3 protein-coding genes are annotated in these 2,044 nt (G+C 41.3%); all 3 read right to left on the reverse strand.

Annotated features, from left to right (window positions below; translation table 11 throughout):
- Positions 1-566: hypothetical protein (locus GX756_02525; protein NLC16733.1), on the reverse strand; the 566-nt coding region annotated here is incomplete at its 3' end.
- 22 nt (positions 567-588) lie between these two features.
- Positions 589-1,647 carry an ABC transporter ATP-binding protein gene (locus GX756_02530; protein ID NLC16734.1) on the reverse strand — a complete coding sequence of 353 codons (1,059 nt, stop codon included), beginning with the start codon at positions 1,645-1,647 and terminating at the stop codon, positions 589-591.
- A 56-nt stretch (positions 1,648-1,703) separates the two neighbouring features.
- Positions 1,704-2,044, reverse strand: a 341-nt coding sequence (locus tag GX756_02535) for an ATP-binding protein (GenBank protein NLC16735.1), incomplete at its 5' end; no start/stop codon positions are given.

Consider the following 2,044-nt stretch of genomic DNA (forward strand, 5'->3'; position numbering starts at 1 on the left):
AGGTCTTCATAGCTTGCAAATAAATCCTTCATTGACTTATTGATAATATAATCCGAAAAAGAAACATTATAATTGGATTGTTTTATGTAGTTGAGGATATCTTTGTTTAAATAATATTTAAATTGATAATCGTAATACAGCGAACGGAAATAATCGTAATAGAGCATTTCTTGGACGCTTGAAAAAGATATATAATCTTTGAAAACCTCGCCCGCGCCGTCGGACTGGCTGGCAAAAGCTCTGAACAGCGACGGCTCTACTCCCAGCAGCATAAGCTTGATTTCGGGTTTGTCTTCTAATTGCTTAGCGAAATTGTCAAGCTCGGTCGTGTCTATGCCAGCGTCTTTTAACTCGTCCAATTCGCCGTCAATTATATCAAAAGAATCGGTTGACAAGGCGTTGCCCAGCAGCCATTCCAGCGCGTAGGTAACATTTTTTTCTTGCTCGGCGTATATCCAAGTCATCAAAAGGATGACTGCCGTAAGAAGCCCTGTCATAACATACAAAGTGTTGCTTTTTATAAGTTTATATAATTCGCTTTTTATAAGTTTTAATAAGCTTTTCATTTTTTAGACAATCTCCAATATATTATGAAATTTCCGTTCCATGAACGCTGGTAAGCTCCAAAAAAGTCTCTTCCAAAGATTTTTCGCCCAAAGACATAAAAACAATGCCGATATTATGCGCGGCAAGCTCCAACGAAACTTTGGGTAATTGGTCTTCGGGCAAAGAAAAGACAATAAGGTTTTGGTTGGTTTGTATCTCGCACCCAAAAGCGCTTTGTAAGACATTAATCGCCTTGTTTTTTTGCAAAGGCGGAACGCTGAGTTTTATCTTCAGGATATTGTTTTGGGGACGCGTCCATTCGTCTACAGTTTTTATAGCGACAAGCTTGCCCTTATAAATAATCGCCACCCTGTCGCACATAAGCTGCATTTCGGTCAAAATATGGCTTGATATGAATATGGCTATGCCGTATTCGTGCGCCAGCATTTTCAAAAAGTCCCGCATCTCGCGGATGCCCGCGGGGTCTAGCCCGTTTGTGGGTTCGTCCAAGATAAGCAATCGGGGGTTGTGCAGCAAGCTTTGGGCGATGCCTATCCGCTGCCGCATCCCCAGCGAATATCGCTTTACTTTTTCGTGAATGCGGTTTTCCATTTTGACAAGCCTGACCACATTCATAATTTGCTCGTCGCTAATTTTATCGCCGTAAAGCGAAGCGTAATATTTGAGGTTTTGCCATCCCGTCATATACTTATACATTTCGGGGTTTTCTATTATGCCGCCGATGAGCGAAACGGCCTTTTTGAAATCCTTTTTTATGGAATGCCCGCAGATAGAAACCTCGCCCTCCGTTATGCTGGCAAGGCCGGCGATCATTCTAATGGTGGTGGTTTTGCCCGCGCCGTTGGGGCCCAAAAACCCGAAAACTTCGCCGCTATAAACATCCAACGAAATATTATCCACCGCGACCCTATTGCCATAGCGCTTGGTGAGGTTTTTTAGGCTCAAGACCGTTTCGCATTTTTTGTGTTTGGTAAAGTTTATCTCAAATTTTTGATCGGTTTGTTGGCTATCCTTATCGGGTTTTATGTTTTGCTCGTTATCGGGAACAAAAAAAGGCTTTTGGCTTGTTTTTAAAGACATTTAATTTAAAACTCCTAAGACAAGTATTTATATTATATTGTTTATATTTGACAATCTTATGGATTATTACTATTGCTTTTTGTTTGCTCAAGCGGGATATCAAAATAAAATTCCACGCCGTAAGGGACATTATTGACGCCGCACTTGCCTTGGTGCAAATCCATAATCGCCTTGACTATGCTTAATCCTATCCCATACCTGCCTTCGCTTCTGCTTCGGGCCTTGTCGGACTTATAAAAAGGAATCCAAATTTTTTCTAAGTCGTCCTCGGATATATGCTTGCCGCTGTTAAACACGGACACCCTGTAATAATCCTGGTCTAAGGTTTTGCCGATTATTACCATTTGCTTGTTTTCGTCAATATGGCTTACCGCGTTGTTGAGGTAGTTGTTGATTA

It is taken from the genome of Clostridiales bacterium, assembly GCA_012512255.1.
In the GTDB taxonomy this organism is placed as follows: Bacteria; Bacillota; Clostridia; order Christensenellales; family DUVY01; genus DUVY01.